This window comes from Diaphorobacter sp. HDW4B (assembly GCF_011305535.1).
Classification (GTDB): Bacteria; Pseudomonadota; Gammaproteobacteria; order Burkholderiales; family Burkholderiaceae_C; genus Diaphorobacter_A.
The window spans coordinates 3,549,699-3,569,373 of record NZ_CP049905.1 but is presented as its reverse complement, the minus strand read 5'-3'; the positions used below and the strand labels follow the sequence as shown (position 1 = coordinate 3,569,373).

The 19,675-nt window shown below is 62.1% G+C and carries 20 protein-coding genes; 11 read left to right on the top strand and 9 right to left on the bottom strand.

What is annotated here, in order from left to right; all coding sequences use genetic code 11:
• The first annotated feature begins 24 nt into the window (after positions 1-24).
• Genes G7048_RS16340 through G7048_RS16330 form a run of 3 tightly spaced genes read left to right on the top strand, consistent with a single transcriptional unit; the run spans position 25 to position 2,332 of the window.
• Positions 25-1,674, top strand: coding sequence for a PepSY domain-containing protein (locus G7048_RS16340; RefSeq protein ID WP_166069156.1), 1,650 nt, complete (start codon positions 25-27; stop codon positions 1,672-1,674).
• Complete coding sequence (locus G7048_RS16335) at positions 1,671-1,985, top strand: DUF3649 domain-containing protein (RefSeq protein ID WP_166069155.1); 315 nt, start codon at positions 1,671-1,673, stop codon at positions 1,983-1,985. Before G7048_RS16340 ends, G7048_RS16335 begins: the two co-directional genes overlap by 4 nt.
• Positions 1,982-2,332, top strand: coding sequence for a DUF3325 domain-containing protein (locus tag G7048_RS16330; RefSeq protein WP_166069154.1), 351 nt, complete (start codon positions 1,982-1,984; stop codon positions 2,330-2,332). Before G7048_RS16335 ends, G7048_RS16330 begins: the two co-directional genes overlap by 4 nt.
• A 3-nt stretch (positions 2,333-2,335) precedes the next feature.
• Here G7048_RS16330 and G7048_RS16325 read toward each other — a convergent pair whose 3' ends face one another.
• Together G7048_RS16325 and G7048_RS16320 are read right to left on the bottom strand one after the other, a co-directional pair.
• A complete protein-coding gene (locus G7048_RS16325; RefSeq protein WP_166069153.1) occupies positions 2,336-3,598 on the bottom strand; it encodes a type II toxin-antitoxin system HipA family toxin in 1,263 nt (420 codons plus the stop codon).
• Positions 3,595-4,056: a helix-turn-helix transcriptional regulator gene (locus G7048_RS16320; protein ID WP_166069152.1), complete on the bottom strand. Its 462-nt coding sequence runs from the start codon at positions 4,054-4,056 to the stop codon at positions 3,595-3,597. Before G7048_RS16320 ends, G7048_RS16325 begins: the two co-directional genes overlap by 4 nt.
• Between G7048_RS16320 and G7048_RS16315 the strand changes: the two genes are divergently transcribed.
• The gene (locus tag G7048_RS16315) at positions 4,050-4,316 is read left to right on the top strand and encodes a hypothetical protein (protein ID WP_166069151.1); all 267 of its coding nucleotides are present in this window, start codon (positions 4,050-4,052) and stop codon (positions 4,314-4,316) included. The two genes, G7048_RS16320 and G7048_RS16315, sit on opposite strands and share 7 nt — an antisense overlap.
• Before the next feature lie 19 nt (positions 4,317-4,335).
• Here the strand turns inward: G7048_RS16315 and G7048_RS16310 are convergent, their stop codons facing one another.
• The 3 genes from G7048_RS16310 to G7048_RS16300 are packed head-to-tail and all read right to left on the bottom strand — an operon-like array spanning position 4,336 to position 7,167.
• Positions 4,336-4,782: a carboxymuconolactone decarboxylase family protein gene (locus tag G7048_RS16310; protein ID WP_166069150.1), complete on the bottom strand. Its 447-nt coding sequence runs from the start codon at positions 4,780-4,782 to the stop codon at positions 4,336-4,338.
• Between the two features lie 42 nt (positions 4,783-4,824).
• A complete protein-coding gene (locus tag G7048_RS16305) occupies positions 4,825-6,168 on the bottom strand; it encodes a lyase family protein (RefSeq protein WP_166069149.1) in 1,344 nt (447 codons plus the stop codon).
• A gap of 9 nt (positions 6,169-6,177) precedes the next feature.
• Positions 6,178-7,167: a tripartite tricarboxylate transporter substrate binding protein gene (locus G7048_RS16300; protein ID WP_166069148.1), complete on the bottom strand. Its 990-nt coding sequence runs from the start codon at positions 7,165-7,167 to the stop codon at positions 6,178-6,180.
• Positions 7,168-7,270: 103 nt separating this feature from the next.
• On the opposite strand from G7048_RS16300, the gene G7048_RS16295 reads away from it, so the two are divergent.
• Entirely contained in the window at positions 7,271-8,164 is an 894-nt protein-coding gene (locus G7048_RS16295; RefSeq protein ID WP_166069147.1) for a LysR family transcriptional regulator, read from the top strand.
• Positions 8,165-8,688: 524 nt separating this feature from the next.
• On the opposite strand, the gene bamE is transcribed toward G7048_RS16295, so the two are convergent.
• The 4 genes from bamE to G7048_RS16275 form a co-directional block, all read right to left on the bottom strand.
• Positions 8,689-9,189: an outer membrane protein assembly factor BamE gene (gene bamE / locus G7048_RS16290; protein WP_371747705.1), complete on the bottom strand. Its 501-nt coding sequence runs from the start codon at positions 9,187-9,189 to the stop codon at positions 8,689-8,691.
• Positions 9,190-9,319: 130 nt separating this feature from the next.
• Positions 9,320-10,252, bottom strand: coding sequence for a tripartite tricarboxylate transporter substrate binding protein (locus tag G7048_RS16285; protein WP_166071007.1), 933 nt, complete (start codon positions 10,250-10,252; stop codon positions 9,320-9,322).
• Positions 10,253-10,373: 121 nt separating this feature from the next.
• Positions 10,374-11,297: a hydroxymethylglutaryl-CoA lyase gene (locus G7048_RS16280; RefSeq protein WP_166069146.1), complete on the bottom strand. Its 924-nt coding sequence runs from the start codon at positions 11,295-11,297 to the stop codon at positions 10,374-10,376.
• Positions 11,298-11,312: 15 nt separating this feature from the next.
• Positions 11,313-12,509 carry a CaiB/BaiF CoA-transferase family protein gene (locus G7048_RS16275; RefSeq protein WP_166069145.1) on the bottom strand — a complete coding sequence of 399 codons (1,197 nt, stop codon included), beginning with the start codon at positions 12,507-12,509 and terminating at the stop codon, positions 11,313-11,315.
• A gap of 149 nt (positions 12,510-12,658) precedes the next feature.
• Between G7048_RS16275 and prpR the strand changes: the two genes are divergently transcribed.
• The 6 genes from prpR (at position 12,659) to G7048_RS16245 (ending at position 19,441) form a co-directional block, all read left to right on the top strand.
• Positions 12,659-14,614: a propionate catabolism operon regulatory protein PrpR gene (prpR, locus tag G7048_RS16270; RefSeq protein WP_166069144.1), complete on the top strand. Its 1,956-nt coding sequence runs from the start codon at positions 12,659-12,661 to the stop codon at positions 14,612-14,614.
• Positions 14,615-14,804: 190 nt separating this feature from the next.
• Positions 14,805-15,008, top strand: a complete 204-nt coding sequence (locus tag G7048_RS16265) for a DUF3460 family protein (RefSeq protein ID WP_166069143.1) — start codon at positions 14,805-14,807, stop codon at positions 15,006-15,008.
• 50 nt (positions 15,009-15,058) lie between these two features.
• Positions 15,059-15,925 carry a ScpA family protein gene (locus tag G7048_RS16260; RefSeq protein ID WP_240933004.1) on the top strand — a complete coding sequence of 289 codons (867 nt, stop codon included), beginning with the start codon at positions 15,059-15,061 and terminating at the stop codon, positions 15,923-15,925.
• A 94-nt stretch (positions 15,926-16,019) separates the two neighbouring features.
• On the top strand, positions 16,020-16,379 hold the full coding sequence (locus G7048_RS16255) for a 5-carboxymethyl-2-hydroxymuconate Delta-isomerase (protein WP_166069142.1): 360 nt from the start codon (positions 16,020-16,022) through the stop codon (positions 16,377-16,379).
• Between the two features lie 230 nt (positions 16,380-16,609).
• Positions 16,610-18,682 carry a TonB-dependent receptor gene (locus G7048_RS16250; protein WP_240933003.1) on the top strand — a complete coding sequence of 691 codons (2,073 nt, stop codon included), beginning with the start codon at positions 16,610-16,612 and terminating at the stop codon, positions 18,680-18,682.
• A 39-nt stretch (positions 18,683-18,721) separates the two neighbouring features.
• Positions 18,722-19,441, top strand: coding sequence for a DUF4198 domain-containing protein (locus G7048_RS16245; protein ID WP_166069141.1), 720 nt, complete (start codon positions 18,722-18,724; stop codon positions 19,439-19,441).
• Positions 19,442-19,675 lie beyond the last annotated feature (234 nt).

Here is a 19,675-nt window from a genome sequence, read left to right as displayed (position 1 = left end):
CGTTGAGCGTCGGATAGCGTCCGCATGAAGGAAGGTTTTCGCCAGACCATGGCATGGGTGCACACGTGGATTGGTCTCGTGTGCGGATGGCTGCTGTGCGCCATTTTTCTGACCGGCAGCATCAGCGTCTTTCGTGATGCGATCACGCAATGGATGACAGCCAGACCCGTGCTGGAGGCCGTCCATGTCGATGTCGGCGCCAACGCCAGCATCAACGAGAAGAAGGGCGAGCAACGCCACATCACCGAACTCGCCGTTCAGCATCTGCAACACGCAGCGCCCGATGCACGGTTCTGGCGCATCGAGTTGCCGAAGCACCCCGCCGACGCCATGCTGCTGGCCTGGCGCAGCGGCGAAGGCCGTGGCATCAACCATCAGGCGGTCATGCATCCGGCGACGGGTGAAATTCTGCCCGCGCCCTGGGGCCGCAAGACCGAAGGCGGACGGCACTTCATGCTGTTCCACTACATGCTGCACGGCGACATGATCGGCTTCTGGATCGTCGGCTTTGTCTCCATGTGCGCACTGGTGACGCTGGTCTCCGGCGTTGTCGTGCACCGGCGCATCTTTGCGGACTTCTTCACCTTTCGCCCCGGCAAGGGACAGCGATCCTGGCTGGACGCACACAACGCCACGGCGGTGCTCACGCTGCCGTTTCTCTTCATGATCGTCTATACCGGCGTGGCGTTTTTCTACTCCACCTACATGCCGCAGCCATTGCAAGCGGCATATGGCACAACGCAAGCCCATGCGCGCTTTCAGAAGGAACTCAAACCCGAAGCCACCGCCCCCGCACGCCCACGAACCGGCACGCCTGCAGATCTTTTGCCGCTGGAGCCGCTGTTGCAACAAGCAGAGGCATTGACAGGCCGGCCCGCACGCATGGTGATGGTCGATCAGCCGGGCGACCGCCACATGACCGTGCGTGTGTTCGGGAAGTCCGACACTGCGGATGCCGCTGCGCAGACAGTCCTCAACCCGCCGAGCATCGTCAGTTTCGACGGCGTGAACGGCGAGGTGCTGAATGTGCAGCGCGCCCAGCCGCCGGACAAGTTCTCCTCCGACCAGGTCCACGACATGATCAAAGCGCTGCACGTGGTGCACTTTGGCGGTTGGAGCATGAAATGGCTCTACTTCGTGAGCGGCCTGCTGGGCACGGCGATGATTGCGATGGGCGGCATTCTCTTCATGGTCAAGCGCCGACGCAAGAGCGAGCAGGAATTCGGCCAGGCAACGCCCGCTTTCTACCGCTTTGTCGAGGCCATGAACGTGGCTTCGCTGGCAGGCATCGGCATCGCGTCGGTGGCCTATCTGTACGCCAATCGGCTCATACCGGCAGCGATGGAAGGTCGTGAACTCTGGGAGATCCGCGCCTTTCTCATCGTGTGCGGATTGGCGCTGGTCCACGCGTGGATTCGCCCCGCCCTGCGCGCGTGGGTGGAGCAGTTTGCACTCGCCTCGGCGCTGTGCATCGGCCTGCCTTTGCTGAACTTCTTCACGACCGGACAGCATGTCGTGAGTTACGCCACACGCGGCGATGCGCAAAGCGCGTGGGTCGAGTTGACCACCCTGCTGCTCGGCGTTCTCCTGGCTTATCTCGCATGGCGGGTCCATTGCAAACAATACGGCAAACAACACAGCAAGCAACATCACAAGCCAAGGGCTGCGCCATGAAGGCCAGGAAGCAGCGCACTGTTTCTGGCGCATACCGCCTGGGCATTCTGAGCCGTGTTCTTGCCGCCAGCCTGGGCGGCTACGCGCTCACGGCACTGCTGTCCTCCGTGCTCGCGCTGGCCCTGCCGCATGTCGCGGGGGTCTCGCGCGCCAACAGCGTGCTCACGGCAAGTCTGCTGAGCTTTGTGATCTACACCGTCATTGCCCTCTGGGTGTTCTGCGCGCGAACCGCTTTGCGTGCTTGGCTTGGAATGATGGGCCTTGCAGCCATCGCGGGGGTGCTGCTCTGGTGCTTGCGAGGCGGCGCATGACGACACCACTTTTCTTCAGCATCGCATGCACTGCTGCACTGTGCTTTTCAGGAATGCTGTCGCTGTGTCTGGCAATGGACAGGCACTGCGAGCAGGTCACGGGGAGACGATCCCCCACGCCACTTCAACAATGGACTTTTCGAGCCATCGGCAGCGCCCTGCTCATCGCGTCACTGTGGGCTTGCATCACCGGCTTGGGCGCCACCGTGGGCTTTGTCGCTTGGTGGGGATTTCTGACTCTGGGCGCCGTGCTGGTGGTGGTGGCTCTGCCCTATTTTCCAAGGCTGATGGCCTGCGCGGCAGTGGTCTGCGGCATCAGCGCGGCATTTGCGGTGGCGCTGGGATAAGGCTCAGGAATACGCCTTGCGCTGCAACCGAAGCGCATCGCGGTCGATGCTGGCGCGCAGCAACTCCATGTCGGATGCGCTCACGCCCAGCTTGGTGAAGTGCGCTTTCCAGCGATCGACGACGCGCACCACTTGTTGAATCAACGCGATGGCGCGCGGTCTGCGAATGCCAAATTCGTTGATGGCCGTAAGCGCGTTGTCGATGCTGGATTCCGCACCTGAATTGCCGACGCTCATCGCCTGATAACCCAGATTCTGCAGCGACGGCACCACGTCATAAGCGGGCGTGAGTTCGTAGTAGCCATCGAGCATCATGCGCACGCTGTGGTTGCGCTCGTGGTCGTCGGTGTTGTCCATGAGGATGTTGAAGATCATGCGCTTGAACAGCTCTTCGCGCATGGCGATCTGCCTGTCCGGATGCGCAATGCGCAGCAACACGGAGGCAAGCGCCGCATAGCTCTCCTCCAGCCCTGCGGCGCGCAACAGCGTTCTGGCTGAAAGGCAATGCAAGCGCATGTTTTCGTGACGATCAAACCGCTCGATGGTCAGTGCATGACGTGACTTGCTGCGCGGTATGGGCAGCACCGCCGTTTGCGCCACGCTGATGCCCGCCTTGGCGGCCAGCGTCATCGTTGCGTGCTCGATGAGCGGCGTGTCCACGGCGTCATCAAGTTCGCTGAACTTGATGACGCGCGGGCCTTGATCGGTCTGCAGCAACGCCTTGGGCCGCGCACCGCCAAGCGTGACTCCGGGTTGCAGCAGGCGCTGCATGGCGTCGGTCACGGGCGACTGGTGCTGCACCTCTTCGATGGCGGCATTCAACTGCGCCAAGTCGCGCAACTGGGGATAAGGCCCGAGATGGCGCGGCACGTATTGCTCGGCCGACACAGAAACGCCCAGCGCACCAAAACGATCGTCACCGGCAAACAGCAGCATCTCCAGAATCGACAGCCGCGCAGGTCGGTCGATATGGCGGATGATGCGCTCGCCCCAGCGATCAGGACGCGCATCGTCGATGGCTCCGGGCGCGCTGCCTTTCTCACCTGCGCTGAATTCCTGCCCCGCCAGCAACGGCAAGTCCTCGCTCAATGGAAAATGCCACCACTGCGCGCCATAGATGAACGTGGAGCAATCGGGCACCAGCGCCGACAGTTGCAGCTCGCCCACCAGCATGGGCCGCGCCGGGTTGATCAGCGCCCAGAGAAAAAGCCTGTCCTGCGGAACGTAGCTGCGCGGGGTCACGCCGTCTGGCAATGCGGTCGTCATGACTTCATCCCACCAGCTTGGTCTTGTGGGTTGAGCAGCGCCGCAAGCCCAGCCGCATTGGCCTTGCCGACCGAAGGCCGAGGCTCCATCACACGCAGTGTCGGTGCTGGCACTTGCGCTGCGGGCCACTGCGTTGCTGTCGACTTTCGACCGGAAGTGCGCACCTTGCGAACCTCCTGCTCCAGCGCCGCCCTGTCGCGGTCGGGTGCAATCAGATCAGCCAGCCCCTCGGCCTGGTTGATGAGCCACATGCACATCACATACGACGCCATCGCCACGGACGGATCACCGCGCTCGATGCGCGCCATCGTGGGCTGGGACACCCCCAGCCGCTTGGCCCACTGCGCCTGCGTCTCGCCACGCCGCTTGCGAGCGATGACGATGTTCTGCGCAAGCAGCTCAATCTGCCGCAGGACGGCCTGCGGATACTCGGCGGGACTGGTGTTCTGGCGTGGCATTCATAGATGTTATTCAAATCCTCGATTTGTGCAAATCTATGAATATTTTCTTTGATGCGATTGCGCTACAGCGTGGTTTTTTCGCTGCGGACTCTGGTTTTTCTCCAAGAAAAATTCATAGATATTGGTTTTTATCGGATTTTCATCCATCTATGAATAATTTCTCCATGCCCACTCGTCATCAGACCTCACAACGCTGGCATACGCTGCACCCCGAGCGTGTTCACATCTGCAACGCGGACCGCTCGGCAAGGTCGTGATCCGCCTGTGATGAAAGGCTCAGGGCATCGGCTGGTGAAAATCCGCCGGTGCCAGCTCCAGCCCCAACTCGCGCGCCACCTTCAGCACGATCGCCATGCCCGTGTTGCCCGCTGGAACGCCCGCGTAGACAGCGGTCTGCAGCAGCACTTCCTTGAGCGTTTCGAGATCAAGCGGCGCGGCCTGTTCGTCACCCCGCGGGGCCTGCAGGCCGGTGCGTACATGCAGTTCGAACTCGTCCCAACGCCCCATGGACGCCGTGATCGCCAGCACCATGATGCGGCGCGTGCGGCGATCCAGCCCGGGGCGGCTCCAGATCTGGTCCCACGCGTAGGACGTGATGAGACGCTGGAACTCGACGTTGACCGCATTGGCGTTGGCGACGGATTGGTCCACCCAGGCATCGCCCAGCACGCGGCGGCGGTTGATGAGGCCTTGTTCGATGGAGGTTTCGGAGGGAGTGGGCATGGCGAGTTCAATTCGAGATGGTGGGCTTTGCAGACGGAGCATTCATTCTTCCATCAATTTCCGGCATTCGTGTGCAGACGCAGCCACTGCGTTATCCAAATCGGCCACGCTGCTTATCATCTCGTAGGCCTGATGGCGCGGGGCACCAGACTCGACAGAATGCTCAAGCCATTGCTGCAGCAGTAGTCCCAATGGGCGCGACTCGGTCAGCGCCCGCTCGCTTTGCACACTCACGAGCTCACTCGCCTTCACCTGCCCCAGCAGCGGAGCCAAAGCCTGCACAAATGACTCGGAAAAAATCACCTGCCGCAACGCATCGATGTTGGCCTTCATCCGACTCTCATGTACCTGAAGGCCTTCGGCTGCCTGTTCCAGCGCACTGCATGCAGCAATCGCATGTCGCCACAGCGCTGGCCATTGGGCGACCTCTGCCTGCCATTCCCCCAAGGCTCGCTCATGTGCTTGAGGCATGCAGGACAGCAGCGTCGCCGCCATCTGCGGCACGGCCTGCGTCAGCGCTATGGCCTGCATGCAGTGCACCGGGTTGCGCTTGTGGGGCATGGCACTCGATGTGCTTCCGTGCGTGGATTCGCTGATTTCTCCCACTTCGAACTGCGACAGCAAAGCCCAGTCTTTCGCGAGCTTGGCGAAGCTGCCGCAGAGGACGGCGACCTCCATGCCAAGCCGCATCCATGGAGCCCGCTGCGTATGCCATCCGCTCCCTGAAACGCCAAGCTGCAGACGACGTGCAAGCGCCTTCTCCACGGGCAATGCCTTGTCTCCAAGGCTTGCGCGATTGCCCACAGCGCCGCCCAATTGAACCACCAGCGCAGACTGTGCAGCGCTCTTCAATTGCTCGGATTGCCAGACCAAGGCTCTGGCCATTTGTGCGCACTTCAAACCGAAGCTTGTCACCTGCGCGGGTTGCATCAGTGTCCGCGCCATCGTCGGCGTGTCAGCATGTTCGTTCGCCAGCCGCTCCAATTGCGCGCACAGCCCGCCCAGCGATGCCTGCAAATCCTTGAGCGCTTCCTGCGTGAGCATCGCATTGGCCGTGTCCACCACATCCTGCGTGGTGCTGCCCCAATGCAACCACTGGGCGGCATCGGGAGCATGACTGGAAAGCCATTGCTGCAACGGGCGAACCAGCGCAACACCGATCGCCCCACTTTGCCGCGCCTGTCGAACAAAGGTATCGCGGTCAATGGTGACGCACTCGCATGCGCGCGAGATTGCATCTGCTGCGTCTTGCGAGATCACGCTGCATTCCGCCTCGGCCTGAGCAAGCTGGGACTCGAAGGTCAGCATCGCCTCCAGCCATTGCGCATCGGAAAACAGCGGACGCGGCGTCTCGGGAGTCAGGTAGTCGTGCATCAGGGATGACATGGGCGCACCTCAGACCTGCACGTTGGAAGCTTTGATAACCGCCGCCCATTTGGTATTTTCCGAACGGATGCGCTGACCATATGCAGCCGCATCACCCAACAACGGTTCAGCACCTTCCACGCCCAGTTTGGATTGAAACGAAGGTGTGGCAGCCACCTTGAGAATCTGCTCCCCAAGCAGGCTGATCACGTTGTTTGCCGTCCCCTTGGGCGCAAGAATGCCGTAGGTCAGCGTGCTCTCGAACTTTGCCAGCTCCGGAACGCCTGCTTCGGCAATGGTCGGCACCTGTGGCAACAGCGCATGACGCTTGGCGCTGGTGATGGCCAGTGCGCGCAATTTGCCCGTTTTCATCAAGGCCAAGGCCGATGGAATCACGCCAAAGCTGAAGTCCACCACTCCGCCTGCCACATCGGTGAGCGACGGCGTCGTTCCTTTGTATGGCACATGCGTGGCCTTCACGCCCAGCTCGTGTGCGAACAGCTCGCCCGTCAGATGACCGCCCGTGCCGGAACCGCTGGATGCGTAATTGAACGATCTGGACTTGCCGCTGCGCAGGGCCTGCACCAGCTGGGCCACGTTCTTGTGGGGCGACGATGCAGGAACCACCAGCAACAGTGCGGAAGACGCAAACATCGCCAACGGCTGCAGATCAGTGGTGGCATCGAACTTGAGCCCCGCGTAGAGCGCCGGGTTGATCGACACTGTGCCTGTGTGCCCAAGCAGCAATGTGCCGCCATCTGCGGCTGCTCGCACCACGAATTCCGTACCCAGATTCCCCCCAGCGCCGGGGCGATTCTCGACAATCATGTTGATCTTGAACTGCTCGGTCAGCCCATGCGCCATCTGTCGCGCAAGCACATCGTTGCCGCCGCCTGGTGCGAACGGCACCACCAAGCGCACCGGTTGCGTACGTGACTGCGCCCATGCGGGCATTTGCGCGGTGGCGACAGCCGCAACCGTCGATGTCAGCCACTGGCGGCGTGAAGGTGCAAAGCGCATGAGCGGTCTCCTTTGAACTTTGAATGGATAACGCAAGTGTCCCTTGACCGCACGCGGAAAAACACTGCTCGTCGCTTTCTTCATTTTGAAGAAAATGTTGGATATGGAGACTCGATACATCCACCATTTCTTGAAAGTCGTGAAGCTCGGCTCCATGTCCGACGCCGCGCGCCAGTTGGGCATCAGCCCCGCCGCTGTCGCTCAGCAGATGCGCGCACTGGAGCGCGAACTGGACGCTACGCTGCTGGTACGCCATGGCCGGAGCGTGCGGCCTACCGCTGCAGGTGAACGGTTGTTCGAGAAGGGTCAGCGGCTTTTGCAGGACTGCGACGAGCTGCGCGACTGGGTCACCTCCGAGGCAGATCGCGGCGAACTCAGGCTTGGAACGCTGAACACCGTCCTGCACAGCTTTCTTCCCGATGTTCTGCAGCGCCTGTTGCAGCGCAATCCGGGCGTGCAAGTGCATGTGACGGTGGACAACACGCCCAAGCTATACACCGCGCTGGCTCAGGGCGAGCTCGACGTGGCCATCTGCCTGAAGCCCGCTTTCGACCTGCCCAAGACCATCTGCTGGTCTGCGCTGCGGGAAGAAACACTGGTGCTGCTGTGCCAGCCCAAGGATGCTCACATCGACCCGCTGGAGTTGCTGCGCAAACGCCCACTTGTGCGCTACGACCGCTCACTCGCCGGCGGCAAATTGGCGCAAAGCTATCTCGATGCGCAGGAAGTTCGTGCCCATGCTTGCTTGGAGCTCAACTCGGTCATGGCCGTGGCAATGATGGTGGAGCGCGGACTGGGCGTCGGCCTCGTGCCCGATGTAGGAGACACACTGGTGCAGGGGCGTGAGCTGCACAAGCTCGCGCTGCCACCACTCCAAAGCGCGCAGCCCTTGCCGACGCGTCAGCTGGGCCTGTTGTGGCAGCGAACCTCGCCCCGCGTTCGCTGGGCACAGGATTTGATGAAATGTGCGGAGCAAGCCGTTCAGGCAGCCCACTGAGCTATCGAGCTTCACCGCTTGTTGTAGTGCTCCGGCCGGTGGCTGAGCCAGAGGAGCTCGCCCGTCACCTCGGGGTTACTGTTGCTACCTGATTTTGCTTCTGCTGAGGGGTTGGTTTTTGAGGCCGGGACTGCCCCCGGCTGGGCAGTAACTTTTTGCTTGCGCGCAAAAAGTCACCAAAAACGCGCTCGAATACCTGCGGCAAAACTCTCTGCGCGCCGAAGGCGCTCCGTTCAGACAGCTTGCCGCAAGTCAGTCTGGAAGAGGTATTCACGGCACTTCGCGTTGCTCGTGCCCGGAACATCTCGCGACTGCGCGAGATGTCTGACGTCGTTGAACGAAGGCTCTGCCCATCGCCAGTGGCGCTATGTGCTCAAAGATTCAAAAGGCCGCGGAGCAGGCCATGCCAGCGAACGCCGCGGAACTGGCTTTGCCAGGCCGCTGGCGTTGTCCCCCTTCCCGGAGTGCGAAGCACGCAGAGAGAAGGGGGAAGGCGCGACAGCGCCTCAGGGGGATGCCCCTCCTTATGGTCCATCGTGGAGCTTTTCGGCGCTGTAGCTGTTTTTCACCAGGTGATCGGGGCCAAAGACCACCGTGAAATGCATCTGCCTTGTCGGTGGGTCGATCCAGTTCCAGTCCCATTCCACGGTCTGCTTGAGTTCGTACGGCATGGCCTTGGCGGGCATGCCGAGCATGCGGCGGACCTGTTCCTGAGTCATGCCGGGCTGGATTTTCTCGAAGTTGTGCGGCGCGAGCACCTGGCGCAAGGCGCTCATCTTGCCGTCCGTGCCGATGGTGATCATGTAGTTGCGCGCGCCCATGGGCTGACGGTTGTATTCGAAGGTGCGCGAGCCGTCGGACTCCTGCCAGATGTAGGCGGGCTCGCCAAACTTGGCGCGCACGTCCACCTCTGTGGAAAGGCCTTCTTCCAGTTCCTTGATGCGCTGGTCGTCACACCCGACCAGCATCGTCACCACCGCGAGAGTTGCTGCCAAACCCGCGCGCGCCAAGCGCATCATTGCCATGAGGTGTCCTTCTTCTTCCAGTTGCACTCGTTGTCGAACCATCCATCGTCTTCATCATGATCCTTTTCAGGCAGACCAAGCCGTGGACGGCACTCTAACGCGTGATGGCGGCTTTGGGTTGGCAGCGATGCTAATCCACACGAATGTTTGCAGTCTTCACTACATCCGCATATTTCTTCAGGTCGGTCTCGATCTCGGCGCGGAATTCCGCTGGCGTGTTGCCCGAGGACTCGATGCCCAGCGATGCCAGACGCTCCTTGGTGTCCGGGCTGTGCACCACGGCGTTCAGTTCCTTCTGCAGCCGGTCGATGATGGGCTGCGGCGTCTTTGCGGGCGCGAGGATGCCGATCCACGAATTGACCACAAAGCCCGGCACGCCGGATTCGGCCACCGTCGGCACATTGGGCAGCGATGGCAGGCGCTTGGCCGTGGACACCGCAATCGCCCTGACCTGCCCGCGCTGCACGAACTGGTATGCGCCCGCCACCGCCGTGTAGAGCATGGGCAGCGTGCCGCCCACCACATCGGCCATGGCCTGGCCGCCGCCCTTGTAGGGCACATGCTCGAAGTTCGCGCCCGTCTTCACCTTGAGCAGTTCACCCGCCAGATGCGGCGTGCTGCCCGTGCCCGCGCTGCCGTAGGAGACCCCACCCGGCGTGCTTTTCGAGTACGCAATCAGCGACTGCAGATCCTTCACCGGCACCGACGGGTGCGTGACGATGATGAGCGCCGCATCGCCAATCTTGCTGACCGGCGCGAAGTCCTTGAGCGTGTCGAACGGCACTTTCTTGTAGACATGCGGGTTGACCACCATGGTGCCATCAAAACCCACGACCAGCGTGTAGCCATCGGGCGCAGCCGTCGCCGCCAGCTGCGTGCCGATGTTGCCGGATGCGCCCGGCTTGTTGTCCACCACCACCTGTTGGCCCAGACGCTCGCTGAGCTTTTCCGCCACCACGCGGGCACCGGTGTCCGTCACGCCACCGGGGGCGAAGGGGACAATCAGGCGAATCGGTTTGCTGGGATAGGTGTCAGCCCAGGCAGACGTGGGCAGCGTCATCATGCCGACGCATGCGGCAGGTAGCGCCAACAGCGCCAACAGTGCCGGACGGCGCGAAAGATGCTGTTTTCCAGCGCGATGCATGTGCGTCTCCTTGCTTTGATTTTTTGCTTGTCGAATGGAATCACTCGGGCTGAATGCCGCCGCGCTTGGCCTTTTCGCGCTGCAGCCACGCCATGCTCCGGCCACCCAGCGGCCGCTGCAATTGCGCCGACGCGAACGCAATCGCATCCATCAGCCCGTCGATGGAAATGCCTGTGGAAAAGCCGCTACGCTCGGCCATCAGCACGAGGTCTTCCGTCGCCAGATTGCCCGCCGCACCCGGTGCAAACGGGCAGCCGCCAATGCCGCCCACGCTGGCATCGAAACGCCGCACGCCCGCCTCCAGCGCCGCCCATGCATTGGCCACGCCCATGCCGCGCGTGTCGTGCAGATGGATGGCCAGTTGCGCGAGCGGCACCACTTTCTTCACGGCGTTCATGCGCTCTTTCACCTGCGCTGGCGAGGCCGCGCCGATGGTGTCGGCAATCACGATCTCGCCTGCGCCCGCTGCATGCATGCGCGCAGACAGCCGCAGCACTTCATCGAGCGAGGTCTCGCCTTCAAACGGGCATTCGAACGCCACGGCCACATAGGCGCGCGTCTTCAAGCCCAGAGCGTGCGCGGCGGCGAGCGTTTTTTCGCTCACCTCCAACGCCTCGTTCAAGCCCATGTTGATGTTTTTGCGGTTCATGGTTTCGGTGGCCGAAAGCACGACGGCAATCTCTTTCGCGCCTGCGGCGTGTGCGCGCTCCAATCCTTTCAGATTGGGCACCAGCACCGAGCTGCGCAACTGCGGCCAGCGCGCATTCACCTGCGGCACCAGCTCGCCCGCATCGGCCATCTGCGGCACGGCCTTGGGCGAGACAAAACTGGTTGTCTCCACGCTCTGCACACCGGCTGCAACCAGCTTGTCGATCAGTTCCAGCTTGGCGTCGGTCGAAACGGGAATCTGCTGGTTCTGCAAGCCATCGCGCGGCGCGACATCGGTGACGAAAATCTGTTCCATGGCGCAGCCCTTTCTTCAAGCAATCGCGCCGGATGAGCGCAGCGCTTGCAGCCGCTCTTCCGAATAGCCCAGCTCCGTGCCCAGCACCGCCTCGGTCTGCGCGCCCAGCGTGGGCGGCGCGGTGAAGGTCTTGGCCTTTGCGGCAGACAGCTTGACCGGATTGCCCGGCATGCGCAGACGCTCGCCATCGGGCATGGTCACCTCGGCCACCATGTCGCGCGCCACAACTTGCGGGTCGCTCAGGGCCTGCGCAAAGTTGTTGACAGGGCCGCACGGAATGCGCGCTTCGCTGAGCAACTTGAGCCAGTAAGCCGTGGTGTTTTCGCGCAGCTTGGCACTCACCAGCGCATCGATCTTCGCCTTGACGGCATAGCGCACGGGCTGCTTGCGGTATTCGGGATCACGCAGTTCGTCGATGCCGATGCAGTCCACAAAGCGCACGAAAAATGGATCACCGATGCAGGCGATGATGATGTGACCGTCCGAGGTCGGATAGCTGTTGTACGGCACATGCACGAAGTGGCCATTGCCGATGCCCTCGGGCACGATGCCGGACATCAGGTACATCGTCGCCATGTAGTTGAGCAGCGATATCTGCACATCGAGCATCGACACATCCACATGCTGACCGACGCCCGTGCGATCACGCTCGGCAATCGCGGCCAGCACGCCCAGCGCGCCGAAGATGCCGCCGCCCAGATCACCGATCGGAATGCCGCTGCGCGTGGGGCCGGTCTCGGGCGTGCCGGTGATCGACATGCCGCCGCCCATGGCCTGCACCACCTGATCGAACGCGGGACGCTGCGTGGCCGGGCCGGTCTGCCCGAAGCCGCTGACCGAGCAGGTGATGATGCGCGGATTCACCTTGGCCAGCGTCTCGTGGTCGATACCCAGCCGCTGCGTGACGCCGACACTGAAGTTGTCGAACACCACATCGGCCTGCTTCACCAGATCGAGAAACACCGCACGCCCCGCCTCGCTTTTCAGATCGACGCAAACGCTTTGCTTGTTGCGGTTGAGCGTGAGGTAGTACGCGCCCATGCCGTCACGCGAATAGTCGGGATCGTGCTCCAGCAGACGGCGCGTGCCCTCACCCGTTCCGGGCGGCTCGACCTTGATGGTGCGCGCCCCCAGATCGGCCAGCAGCATGGTGCCGTAGGGGCCGGAAAGCATGTGCGTCAAATCCAGAACGGTGATGTGTTCGAGTGCCAATTTCTGCCTCCAATGAATGTTTCAGTGGGGGGTTGCATTCGGCGTGCCAGCTTTCGATAGACGCATAAGCCATTGATTTGCAACGAAATCCAGCCAGATGCTTGACTTCAAACTGTTTCATGCAACACTCATGAAACAGATAACGTTTCATGCAAGACAAACCCATGCCGACCTACACCACGCATTCCGCATCGTCCGCGTCCGGTCTGCCGCGCCTGTGCTTCATGAGCTACCGCCAGATCCGCGAATTCGCGATGCCGGTGGTGGCCGAATACGCCGACCGCGCGCAGATCGAAGTGGTGGATGGCAGCTTCGAGCAGGCTCTGGCCATCGCGCAGGACCGCATCGAGCGCGGCGAGGTCGATGCCTTCGTGAGCGCGGGCTCGAACGCGAGCATCCTGCGCGCGGGCCTGCAATCGCCGGTCGCCACCATTCAGCTCAGCGGCTTCGATCTGTTCCAGGCGCTGATCCGCGCAAGCCGCATCGCGCCGCGTGTGGGCGTGGTGATGTACGGCCACACGATTCCCGAACTTGATGCCGTGAAGGAGCTGCTCAACATCGAGATCAGCCAACACGCCTACCGCACACCCGACGATGCGCGCCAGCGCTTCGACGCGCTGCGCCGCGAGGGCTTCGAGGTCATCGTCGGATCGAGTCTGGTGGTGGAACTCGCGCAGCAAGCCGGTCTGCACGGGCTGCTCGCGTACTCGCTCGACAGCATCCGCAAGGGCTTTGACGATGCGCTTGAACTCGCGCGCGTGGCGCGTCTCGAAGCCAGCCGCTACGAGCAACTGCACAGCGTGCTGCACAACCTGCAGGAAGCCGTGGTCGCGGTCGATCAACACGAACGCATCATCACCGCCAACCCGGCCATGCAGCAGGTGCTGGCTGGGCCGGGCATCCGGCTCGAAGGGCAGATGCTGTCCGAGCTTGCGCCGGAATTTTCGCTGCGTACCACGCTCGAGACCGGCCAGATCGATCGCGCCATCGCCATCCGTTTTGCGCAGCGCGACTGGGTGGCGCACCGCACGCCGATGATCGAGCAAGGCCGCATCGTCGGCGCGGCGCTCACGCTGTACGACGCTCGCACGATTCAAGCGGCCGACACCAGCCTGCGCATCATGCAGCGCCGACAACAGCATGCCGCACGCCACACCTTCGACAGCCTGATCGGCAGCAGCGCCGCGCTGGAACAAGCCAAATCCAGCGCCCGCCGGTTCGCACCCACCGACCTCAATGTGCTCATCACCGGCGAGAGCGGCACCGGCAAGGAAGTCTTCGCGCAGGCCATGCACAACGCCAGCCACCGCGCCGGTCGGCCCTTCGTTGCGGTGAACTGCGCGTCGTTCCCCGAGACGCTTCTGGAAAGCGAACTCTTCGGCTACGAAGAAGGCGCATTCACCGGATCACGGCGCGGCGGCAAGCGCGGCTTGCTCGAAGCGGCGCACACCGGCACGCTGTTTCTCGACGAAATCGGCGACATGCCGCTGCCGCTGCAGACCCGCTTGCTGCGCGTGTTGCAGGAGCGCGAAATCATGCGCCTCGGTGCCACAGCCCCCATTCCCATCGACATACGCGTGATCGCCGCCACGCACCAACCGCTCGCCAAGCTGATCGCGGAGCAACGCTTTCGGCAAGACCTGTACTACCGCCTGAACACCCTGCGCCTGGCATTGCCGCCGCTGCGCGAACGGCGCGAAGACATCCCCGCCATCATCACGCCGCAGGTCGCCCACTGCCTCGCCCGCATCGGCTCCAGGCTGCCTGCGGAGCGCGTGCTGGAAGGCATCATGGACCGCATCACCGCCTACGACTGGCCGGGCAATGTGCGCGAACTCGAAAACATCGCGGAGCGCATTGCCGTGTTTCTGTTGTCGTTCTCACACGTGCAGGACATACGTTATGACGAGCTGCGGCATGACTGCCCGGAGTTGTTTGAAGAAGGCGAAGCCATCGACGCAAACGTGCATGACATGCCGCTTGCCGAACGCATTCGTGAAGCCATGGAATCCAGTCAGGGCAAGCCCGGCGTGGCGGCGAAGAAATTGGGGGTCAGCCGGTCCACACTTTGGCGGTGGCTTCAGGCGTCATCAACGGACCGCTGACACCAACGCACCGTCACCGCCTGCCAGCGCCTGAGACAGCAAGGTCTCCATCTACGCCAAGGTGGCCCGCTCAGTGGGCTCGGCAGGACCAAAACCACAGGAAACGGCGCAACGGCTAAAATGCGCATCTGACTCCCCCGCGCTGCACATTGCGGTCGGCGGGATGGATCACCTTCCACAGAAAAAAGCCATGTCCTTCTTCCGTCGCCCCGACTACCAATCCGATACCACGCAGTTCATCAACAAGCTCAAGGAACAGAAGCCCGAGCTGGACAAGCAGCAGCAATTCGGCCGCTCGCTGCTGTGGGACAAGGAAATCGACCGCGACGTCCAGAAGGAATACAGCGAAGGCCGCGTCGCGCAGAAGCCTTACGTCTACCAGACCAACTCCTGATCGATCGATGCCCGCGCCCAGCCGCCTTCCGAGCTGACTGAGCGCCCGCCATGGCAAAGAACAACGACCCGTCCATCACCGAAGACGACACGCCCGGGCAGAAGGCCGGCGCGGATGGTCTGCCTGACGTCATCGATCAGGTCGCGCTCGCTCGTCTGTACGGTGAGCCGTTGTTCGCGCTGCCGCAGGATCTGTACATCCCGCCGGACGCGCTGGAAATCTTTCTCGAAGCGTTCGAAGGTCCGCTCGACTTGCTGCTCTATCTGATCCGCAAGCAGAACTTCAACATCCTCGACATCCCGATGCTCAAGGTCACGCAGCAGTACCTGAGCTATGTCGACGAGATCCGCAGCCGCAATCTGGAGCTGGCCGCCGAATACCTGCTGATGGCCGCGATGCTCATCGAGATCAAGTCGCGCATGCTGCTGCCGCCCAAGAAGCAGGAAGGCGAAGCCGAGCCCGAAGACCCGCGCGCCGAGCTGGTGCGCCGCCTGCTCGAATACGAACAGATGAAGCTCGCCAGCCAGCGCCTGGGTGCCGCGCCGCAATATGGCCGCGACTTTCTGCGCGCGCAGGTCTACATCGAACAAAGCCTGCAGCCACGCTTTCCCGATGTGGAACTGGTCGATCTGCAGGACGCTTGGCGCGACATATTGAAGCGCGCCAAACTCGTTCAGCACCACAAGATCACGCGCGAAGAACTCTCCGTGCGCGAGTACATGAGCAACGTGCTCAAGACGCTGCAAGGCCGCCGCTTTGTCGAATTCGAAGAGCTGTTTCAACCCGAAAAGGGCAGCACCGTGCTGGTCGTGACCTTCATCGCGCTGCTCGAACTGGCCAAGGAAACGCTCATCGAAATCACGCAGGCCGAAGCCTTCGCGCCGATCTACGTGCGCCTCGCCTACACGCCGGTCTGATCTCGCCTTTCGTCTTTCTTTCTCTTTCTCTTTCTCTTTCTCTTTCTCTTTCTCGTTCTCTCTTTTCTTTTTTCGTTCTGCGGAGACCTCCGACATGCCTCATCTCGTCATCGACTACAGCGCCAACCTCACCGACTTTCCGCAAGCGCAAATCCTCAAGGACGTGAACGCTGCGCTGTGCTCGCACCCAGAAGTCAAGGACGAGGCCGACCTCAAGAGCCGCACCAATCGCATCGAGCATTTCGAGATCGGCAACCAACCCGCAGGTCGCGGCTTCGTGCACGCACAACTGCGCCTGCTGTCGGGCCGCACGCCCGAAGCCAAGAAGGAACTGGCCGAACACATCGCCGTGGTGCTGCGCAAGCACACGCCGCATCCTGCAGGCCTGATGGTGCAGCTCAGCGTCGAGATCGTCGACATGGATCGCGGCAGTTATGTGAAAGAGCGGCTCTGAGTCAGCCACGCCTCAAGGTGCAAGCCCGGCTTTCAATTCCGCATCCAAAACGAAAGCTCAGCGGACACCGAAACCGTCATTCCACGCACGGCGGCAACGCGGATGACGACACTGCCCCAGCCATGCACCAAGCTGGGGCAAGTGACTGCATAGGCTGCCGATGACACCGCACAGCCACGGCTGGTGATGGGTACGAGACTTGCATGTCCTCAGTCAAACGACAAGGAGACATGCATCTCGCATCCCGCACGATGAAGCCATCACGATTCCGCCCTTCCCCGCTCGCCGCAACGCTCTGCGCACTTTTTTCTTTTTCTGCCAACGCCGCATCAGCCACTGAATCGAACCAGACGGATACCACCACCGTCGCCTCGCTCCCCACCATCGAAATCAAGGGCCAGACCGCACGCGGCGCGGCGGCGGCCTACTCATCGACCGAGCTGGGCACGCAGGATATTCAGGACGCGCACATCAGCCACCCGCAGGAGCTGCTGCGCAAAGTGCCCGGCATGAGCGTGCAGAGCTACCAGCTCTCGGGCGTGGGCGATGCCATCGTGATGCGCGGCTTCGGTGGCGGCGGGCATGGCGGCGACATCGGCGTGGTGCTCGACGGCATTCCGCTCAACGAGGCCATGTCGCATGCCGACGGCTATGTCGATCTGAACGTGGTCGTGCCGCTGGAGATCGATCGCTTCACGGTCTACAAGGGGCCCGTCTCTGCGCTGTACGGCAACTTCAACCGAGCAGGTCTCATGGCCATCGAAACACGCAAGCATGAGGAATACAAGGACGTCGATGTGAGCCTCGCATCGCACTCCACGTTGGATGCGCAGGCCGCGTTCGGCTTGAAGATCGGCGAAGGCGAGCATCTCAATCTGGCCGCGCAACACTACCGCAGCAACGGCTTTCGCGCGCAATCGAGGAACGACCGCAGCACGCTCTCGGCACGCTGGAGCAAGCAGGCGAGTCGCGATTTCGAATTCTCGATCTCGGGCCGATTGCACCACAGTGAAGGCGACAACCCCGGCTATCTGACCGGTGCGCAATTCGCCGTCGATCCCTACGGCAAGGACGCGCGCGCGATGAACGATGGCGCAAAGAAAGACTTCGCCACGCTGCGCGCCGACGTGCGCTACACACTCGCCTCAGAGCTTACCTGGCTGGGATTTGCCTACACCACGCAGCAAAGTTTTTCGCGCTGGTTCAGCCGCCCGGCCAACACGATCAATTGGCGACAGCGCGAGGAGAGCTACGACCGCACGGTCTACGGCGCGGGCATGAGCTTGAATGGAAGTCACCAAACAGCGATCACGCCGCTCAAATGGGTGGCGGGCATCGAGACCTTTCGCGAAGCCACGGACTACGAGTATTACGACGGCCTGAACAACCGCACGCGTGTGAACCCGGCGATCGGCGACCGCACGTCGAAGCTCAACAGTCTCTCCGCTTTCGGTGAGCTGGATGCACCGATGCATCCGCTGTTCCAGATATCCGCAGGCCTGCGCTGGGATCGCTTCACCGGAGACTGCTCACGCAACGGGCCGGAAACAGGAACCGATCCCTGCGGCGCGCTCAACAGAACATCGCACGCCAGCCCCAAGATCGGCGTGCGCTCGCAGGTCGCTCCGGGTGTGCTGCTGCGAACGAGCTGGTCCGAAGGCTTTGCGCTGCCAAGCACTTTTGCCAAATACGCGCTGGGTGCCGCCCATCTCGATCCCAACATCTTCCGCCAGACCGAAGTGGGCGCGCAGATCAAGCCCATGCAAGGTCTGGTGCTCGACGTCGCCGCGTACCGCATGCTGTCCTCCGACGAGATTCGTGCGGTGGCTGCAGGCCTGTACGAAAACTACGGCCGCACCCGCCGCACGGGTGTGGAAGCCAGCGCGCTGTGGGCTGCGCATCGCAGCGTCGACCTGCATTTGGCCTGGGGCAGCGCCCGTTCCCGCGTGCTCGAAAACGGCAACGCCGCACTCATCGGCAATCAGGTGGCAGGCGTGCCGCGCAGCACCACCACGCTCGGCGTGACATGGCGCGCCGCCCCTTCGTGGGAAACGTCACTCACCTGGCGACACGTGGGCCGCTATGCGGTCAACGACACCAATGCCGCCCACTACAACGGATTCTCCACATGGGATGCGGGCGTGAGCCATGACCTGCCAAGCAGCGGCCTGCGCATCTATGCAGTGGTGAGCAATCTCACCGACAAGGTCCATGCCACATCGTCTTCGATGATCGGCGGCACGCAGCTCTACACACCCGGCGCGCCGCGTGCCTTCAAAGTGGGCGTGCAAGCGCGTTTCTGATCTTCCACCTCCTTCAACAGACTCCCCTTTTTGTTCTTCATGAATCGACTCCACACTCTTGTCCACAGCGCCGCGCTCACCGTGTTTTTGACCTGCGCACCCGTCATCGCGCAAGCGCACAACGTCTGGCTGGAGGCCGATGCCAACGGCGCTTACACCGTGCAGTTCGGCGGCCATGCAGGCAAGCTCGAAACCTTTCCCATCGAGAAACTGCAAAGCGTGAAAGCGTATGACCGACGCGGTCGCAAGATCGACGTGAAGATCGAAGCCATGCCCGGCGGCGCGCGCGTCACGCCAGCGTCCAACAAGCAAGCGGCGATGCTGTCTGCCGAATTCGACAACGGCTTCTACAGCAAAGTGGGCGACGGGCCGATGGTCAACAAGCCGATGAACGAAAACCCCGGCGCAACGAGCGGCGTGCATGCGCTCAAGTTTCACAAGACCTTGATTCAATGGGGCGTGATCGCCAAGCAAGAATTGGGGCAGAAGCTGGAGATTGTGGCTGTGTCGCACAAGGCTGCGCATGCGGGGGAGGCTGTGGAGTTTCGCGTGCTGTTCGATGGGCGGCCTCGCGAAGGGGTTCGGGTTGCTCTGGGGGAGTCGGGGACTCCGGTGATTTCGGATGCCGATGGGGTTGTGCGTGTGACTCCGGCTGTGGGGACCAATCAGTTGGTGGCTGTTTTAAGGGTGCCTTTGGCGGGGGATTTGCGGGTTACGCAGGTTAGTTATGAATACCTCTTGGCGTTTCCTGCGCATTGAGTTTTTTGTTGTTCTGCCAGGGGGTTGAGTGCGGATGCCGGGACTGCCCCCGGCTGGGCAGTAACTTTTTGCTTGCGCCAAAAAGTCACCAAAAATCGCTTTCAATACCTCCGGCGGAACTCGCGGCGTTCCTTCGTCACTCTGCTCGGACAACCGCCGGAAATCAGTTTGGAAGAGGAAGTTACGGCACATCGCTTCGCTCGTGCGGCATCTCACGACTTCGTGAGATGCGGG